Source organism: Streptomyces sp. NPDC054840 (assembly GCF_053611065.1).
In genome coordinates this window covers 1-5824 of record NZ_JBSGZP010000473.1, presented here as the reverse complement: position 1 = coordinate 5824, position 5824 = coordinate 1, and the positions used below count along the sequence as shown (strand labels likewise).

The 5824-nt window shown below is 73.0% G+C and carries 6 protein-coding genes; all 6 read left to right on the top strand.

Annotation, left to right across the window (positions count from 1 at the left end):
* Positions 1–189 precede the first annotated feature (189 nt).
* Complete coding sequence (locus ACWGIU_RS27210) at positions 190–1158, top strand: Zn-ribbon domain-containing OB-fold protein (RefSeq protein ID WP_453710042.1); 969 nt, start codon at positions 190–192, stop codon at positions 1156–1158.
* Positions 1158–2216: a thiolase domain-containing protein gene (locus ACWGIU_RS27205; protein WP_453710040.1), complete on the top strand. Its 1059-nt coding sequence runs from the start codon at positions 1158–1160 to the stop codon at positions 2214–2216. The genes ACWGIU_RS27210 and ACWGIU_RS27205 overlap by 1 nt, the downstream gene beginning before the upstream one ends.
* Positions 2213–3379, top strand: coding sequence for a thiolase domain-containing protein (locus ACWGIU_RS27200; protein ID WP_453710039.1), 1167 nt, complete (start codon positions 2213–2215; stop codon positions 3377–3379). The genes ACWGIU_RS27205 and ACWGIU_RS27200 overlap by 4 nt, the downstream gene beginning before the upstream one ends.
* Before the next feature lie 143 nt (positions 3380–3522).
* A complete protein-coding gene (locus tag ACWGIU_RS27195) occupies positions 3523–3750 on the top strand; it encodes a DUF397 domain-containing protein (protein WP_453710044.1) in 228 nt (75 codons plus the stop codon).
* 312 nt (positions 3751–4062) lie between these two features.
* Entirely contained in the window at positions 4063–4470 is a 408-nt protein-coding gene (locus tag ACWGIU_RS27190) for an ACT domain-containing protein (protein ID WP_453710037.1), read from the top strand.
* A gap of 136 nt (positions 4471–4606) precedes the next feature.
* Positions 4607–5824, top strand: a 1218-nt coding sequence (locus ACWGIU_RS27185) for an ATP-binding protein (RefSeq protein ID WP_453710035.1), incomplete at its 3' end; no start/stop codon positions are given.

Below are 5824 nucleotides of genomic sequence, written 5' to 3'. Positions count from 1 at the left end.
GCTGCCCCCGGACCCCCGCGCCTCAAACGCTGGCGGGGCTGTAAGGGCGCCTCATACGCCGGCGGGCTGAAAGGGCGCCTCAAACGCCGGCGGGCTGTAAGGGCACCGCACACGCCGGCGGGGCCGAAAGAGCACCGCACACCCCGGCGGGGCTGAAAACACCGGAATCGATCGCATCGGAGAATCGCCATGACAGCTCCCTCCCCACCGGAGGTGCTCCGCGCGCCCCTCGTCGTCGAGTTCCCCTTCACCCGGTCCCTCGGGCCCGTCCAGAGCGCCTTCCTCACCGGGCTGCGCGAGGGCACCGTGCTCGGTGTGAAGACCTCCGACGGCAAGGTGATGGTCCCGCCCGTCGAGTACGACCCCGTCACCGCCGAGGAGATCCGCGAGCTCGTCGAGGTCGGCGCCACCGGTACCGTCACCACCTGGGCGTGGAACGACCGGCCCCGCCCCCAACAGCCCCTGGACACCCCTTTCGCCTGGGTGCTGGTCAAGCTCGACGGCGCCGACACCGCCCTCCTGCACGCCCTCGACGCGCCCGGCCCCGACGCCGTCCGCACCGGCATGCGCGTACGGGTCCGCTGGGCCGCCGAGCGCACCGGCGCCATCACCGACATCGCCTGCTTCGAACCGTACGACGGCCCCGCGGCCGGGGAAGCCGTCCCGCACGACGGGGGCTTCGCCGACGCCGTCACCGGCATCGTCGCCGGGGCCCGCCTCGACTACGTCTACAGCCCCGGCCGCGCCCAGACCGCGTACATCAACGCCCTCTCCGAGCGGCGGACCGTCGGCGAGCGCTGCCCCTCCTGCCGGAAGGTGTACGTCCCGCCGCGCGGAGCCTGCCCCACCTGCGGGGTCGCCACCACCGACCGCGTCGAGGTCGGCCCCGCCGGCACGGTCACCACCTACTGCATCGTCAACATCAAGGCTGCCCACACGGCGAATCTCGACCTCGAAGTCCCCTACGTCTACGCCCACATCGCCCTCGACGGCGCCGGCCTCGCCCTCCACGGCCGGATCGGCGGCATCCCCTACGACCAGGTCCGCATGGGCCTGCGCGTCGAGCCGGTATGGACCGAGGGCGGTCGCTACCCCGACCACTACCGACCCACCGGCGAACCGGACGCGGACTACGACGCGTACAAGGAGCTCATCTGATGGCCCGATACGCCCGCGAGGTCGCGGTGGTCGCCTTCGCGCAGAGCGACCACCTGCGCCGCACCGACGAGCTCAGCGAAGTCGAGATGGTCATGCCGGTCCTCCACCAGGTGCTGGCCGCCACCGGCCTGAAGGCCGGCGAGATCGGTTTCACCTGCTCCGGCTCCAGCGACTACCTGGCCGGCCGGGCCTTCTCCTTCACCATGACCCTCGACGGGGTCGGAGCCTGGCCGCCGATCTCCGAGTCGCACGTCGAGATGGACGGGGCCTGGGCCCTCTACGAGGCCTGGGTCAAGATCCAGACCGGCGAGGCCGACACCGCGCTCGTCTACTCGTACGGGAAGTCCTCACCCGGATCGGTCCGAGACGTGCTGACCCGCCAGCTCGATCCGTACTACGTCGCCCCGCTCTGGCCCGACGCGGTCGCCCTGGCCGCCCTCCAGGCGCAAGCCCTGATCGACACGGGTGAGACCGACGAGGCCGCCCTGGCGGCCGTCGGAGCGCGCAGCCGGGACGCGGCCGTCGCCAACCCGCACGCCCAGCTCCGGGGCCCCGTCCCACAGGGCGACTACCAGGTCAGGCCCCTGCGCACCGGAGACTGCCCGCCCGTGGGCGACGGCGTGGCCGCCGTCGTCCTGGCCGCCGGAGACCTCGCGCGGCGGCTTTGCGAACGCCCCGCCTGGATCACCGGCATCGACCACCGCATCGAGGCACACAGCCTGGGCCTGCGCGACCTCACCGACTCCCCGTCCACCCGGCTCGCCGCCGAACACGCGGGTGTCTTCGAAGCCCCGGTGGACACGGCCGAACTGCACGCGCCGTTCTCCTCCCAGGAGGTCGTGCTCCGCAAGGCCCTCGGCCTCACCGGCGACGTGACCGTCAACCCCTCCGGCGGCGCGCTCGCCGCCAACCCGATGATGGCCGCCGGCCTGATCCGCATCGGCGAGGCGGCCGCCCGGATCCACCGCGGTGCGTCACGACGGGCCGTCGCCCACGCCACCTCCGGCCCCTGCCTCCAGCAGAACCTGGTCGCCGTTCTGGAAGGGGACGCAAGGTGAGTAAAGAGCCCGTGGCCATCGTCGGGATCGGCCAGACCAAGCACGTGGCGGCCCGCCGAGACGTGTCCATCGCCGGACTGGTCCGCGAGGCGGCGGCGCGCGCCCTCGCCGACGCCGGACTGACCTGGGCGGACATCGACGCGGTCGTCATCGGCAAGGCCCCCGACTTCTTCGAGGGGGTGATGATGCCCGAGCTGTACCTGGCGGACGCCCTCGGCGCGGTCGGCAAGCCGATGCTGCGCGTGCACACGGCCGGTTCGGTCGGCGGGTCCACCGCCCTGGTCGCCTCGAACCTGGTGGCGGCCCGCGTCCACCGCACCGTCCTCACCCTCGCCTTCGAGAAGCAGTCCGAGTCCAATGCCATGTGGGGCCTGTCGCTCCCCGTCCCCTTCCAGCAGCCGCTGCTCGCCGGCGCCGGCGGCTTCTTCGCCCCGCACGTGCGCGCGTACATGCGGCGCACCGGCGCGCCGGACACCGTGGGCTCGCTGGTGGCGTACAAGGACCGGCGCAACGCGCTCAAGAACCCGTACGCGCACCTGCACGAGCACGACATCACGCTGGAGAAGGTCCAGGCCTCGCCGATGCTGTGGGACCCGATCCGCTACTCGGAGACCTGCCCCTCCTCCGACGGCGCGTGCGCGATGATCCTCACCGACCGGGCGGGCGCGGCCCGTTCGCCGAAACCGGCCGCCTGGGTGCACGGCGGCGCGATGCGCAGCGAGCCCACCCTCTTCGCCGGCAAGGACTTCGTCTCGCCGCAGGCCGGCAAGGACTGCGCGGCCGACGTCTACCGCCAGGCCGGCATCACCGACCCGCGCCGGGAGATCGACGCGGTCGAGATGTACGTGCCGTTCTCCTGGTACGAGCCGATGTGGCTGGAGAACCTCGGCTTCGCGGCGGAGGGCGAGGGCTGGAAGCTCACCGAGGCCGGGGTCACCGGACTCGACGGGGACCTCCCGGTCAACCCCTCGGGCGGCGTGCTGTCCACCAACCCGATCGGCGCCTCCGGCATGATCCGCTTCGCGGAGGCGGCCCTCCAGGTCCGCGGCCAGGCCGGGGAACACCAAATTCCGGGAGCCCGCCGGGCGCTGGGGCACGCGTACGGAGGCGGCGCGCAGTTCTTCGCGATGTGGCTGGTGGGGGCACAGGAGCCGACCTCCTGAACACAGGCCCGGCCGACGACGGAGGGGCCGGCCGGGGAGCCGGACCGGCCACGGGTGACTCACCGTGGCCTGTCCGGCACCGGCTGCGCTGGTTAGCCTTGCCCAGACGACGTACCGGGAGGAGCACGCACGTGGCCGAGAGCATGACTTCACAGTCCCTCGCCGGCTGGGGGAAGCCGGACCTCGATCTCACCGAGGCGCAGTGGCAGTCGAGCAGCCGGGGAGTGGGCGACGTCCAGATCGCCTTCGTCGAGGGATTCATCGCGATGCGCAACAGCGAGCGCCCCGAGAGTCCTTCACTGATCTTCTCGCCGGACGAATGGCACAAGTTCGTGCTGAACGCACGGGGCGGTGAGTTCGACCTGACCTGACCTGACCTGACCTGACCTGACCTGACCTGACCTGACCTGACCTGACCTGACCTGACCTGACCTGACGGAGTTCGTACGCGGCGTACCCGGGGCGCGGAGCCGCCGCCCCGGGGGCCGCCGCATCCCCTTCGCGTCGGCTCGGAGCGCTCCGGCGGGCGGGTATCCGGGCTGCGATGTCGCCCGGCCCCAGAACGCTCCACCGCCGGGGACGGGCCGCGCGAGGTGCGGCGGCGCGACGGTGGGGGTGGCCCGCCCGGACGGTGGCGCCCTGACGGATCGCCCATAACCGGAGCAATGGGTAGGGTCGGCCCTATGAGTGGAGAGCGTGACCTGCGGAAACTCCTGAGCGGGATGCGGCCCGAGCTGAACGAGGGGCGGTACGTCTTCTGCACCGTCGACGGCACCACCGTCCCCGCCGGGACCACCCCCGTCGCCACCGTCCTCGAACCCGAGGGCCTCACCCTGGTGCTGCGCCAGGAGGACGCCGACGCGGCCGGTCTCGCCTACGAGTACACCGCCGGCTGGATCACCCTGCGGATCCACTCCGCACTCGACGCCGTCGGACTCACCGCCGCCTTCGCCGCCGAGCTCGGCGCGCACGGCCTGAGCTGCAACGTCATCGCCGGCTACCACCACGACCACCTCTTCGTGGCCGCCGACCGGGCACAGGAGGCCGTGGCCGTCCTGGAGGGCCTCGCGGCCCGTTCCGTACACCACTGATTTTTCCCGGAAAAGAAGATCCGATTCTTTTCGGCAGTGGCGTCCCTCGCGCTGTGCGCCGGGCGTACGCTGAACTCCCGAACAGGCCTGGGGGGTACCAGCCATGACGGACCGCCGGACCCGCACACGGCGCACCATGATCGAACGCGATGCCGAACTCGCGATCGTCGACGAAGCCCTGGACCAGCTCACCGGTCCCGGGCCGGACGCGGGCGGCGCGCTGCTCGCCTTCTCCGGCCCCGCAGGACTCGGCAAGACCACCCTGCTCGCCGAGGTGCGCCGTCGCGCCCACGCCCGGAACTGCACCGTCCTCGCCGCCCGCGGCGGCGAACAGGAGCAGAGCCAGCCCTTCCACGTCGCCCGCCAGCTCATCCAGCCGCAGCTCGCCGGTACCTCCGAGCAGGAACTGCGCGCCGCCCTCGGGAGCTGGTACTCGATCGTCGGTCCGGCCCTCGGACTCTGCGCCCCGGAACAGGGTGTCCCGCCCGACCCCCAGGGCCTGCGCGACGGACTCGACTGGGTCCTCACCCACCTCGTCGTCAAGCGCGCTCCCGTCGCCCTCGTCCTCGACGACGCCCACTGGGCCGACCCCGAGTCCCTCGGCTGGCTCGCCGCCTTCGCCCTGCGCGCCGAACACCTCCCGCTGCTCCTCGCCGTCTCCTATCGCCCCGACGAACTCCCCGCCGACGCCGACGCCTTCCGGACGCTGCCCGGCCGCGCGGGCCAGCGCCCGCTGCCCCTGGCCCCGCTCACACCGGCCGCCGTCGCCACCCTGGTCCGCGAGGCCGTCGGCGCACACGCCGACGACGCCTTCTGCCAGGAGGCCTGGGCCGTCACCACCGGCAACCCCTTCGAGGCCGTCGAACTCACCGCCAAGGTCCGCGGCAAGGGCCTGACCCCGGTCGAGGAGAACGCCCCGCAACTGCGCGACCTCGCCGCCGCCCAGCGAGGCAGCGGCCTCGTCGCCCGCCTCGAACGCCTCGGCCCCTCCACCGTCCGCTTCGCCTGGGCCTGCGCCGTTCTCGGCACCGCCATCCCGCAGGACCTCGCCGCCCGGGTCGCCGCCCTCGGCGCCGAGGAGGCCGTCGACGCCACGAGGCGGCTCCGCGACGCCCGCGTCCTCTCGGCGGCCGCCGCCGAGGAAACCGACGCCGGGCTGGAGTTCGTCCACCCGCTCATCGCCACCGCCATCTACCGCGCCATCCCCGACGCGCTCCGCGTCGCCTTGCACGGCAAGGCCGCGGCGGCCGTCGTCGACGCCGGACTCGGCTCCTCCGCGGCCGCCCGCCACCTGCTGGAGACCCACCCCGAGAACGACCCCTGGGTGGTACGCACCCTGCGCGAGGCCGCCGGC

Bases quoted from the DNA above. Each gene is read 5' to 3' on its own strand.
- ACWGIU_RS27210 (WP_453710042.1), top strand. From the start codon at position 190: ATGACAGCTCCCTCCCCACCGGAGGTGCTCCGCGCGCCCCTCGTCGTC.
- ACWGIU_RS27205 (WP_453710040.1), top strand. From the start codon at position 1,158: ATGGCCCGATACGCCCGCGAGGTCGCGGTGGTCGCCTTCGCGCAGAGC.
- ACWGIU_RS27195 (WP_453710044.1), top strand. From the start codon at position 3,523: ATGACTTCACAGTCCCTCGCCGGCTGGGGGAAGCCGGACCTCGATCTC.
- ACWGIU_RS27190 (WP_453710037.1), top strand. From the start codon at position 4,063: ATGAGTGGAGAGCGTGACCTGCGGAAACTCCTGAGCGGGATGCGGCCC.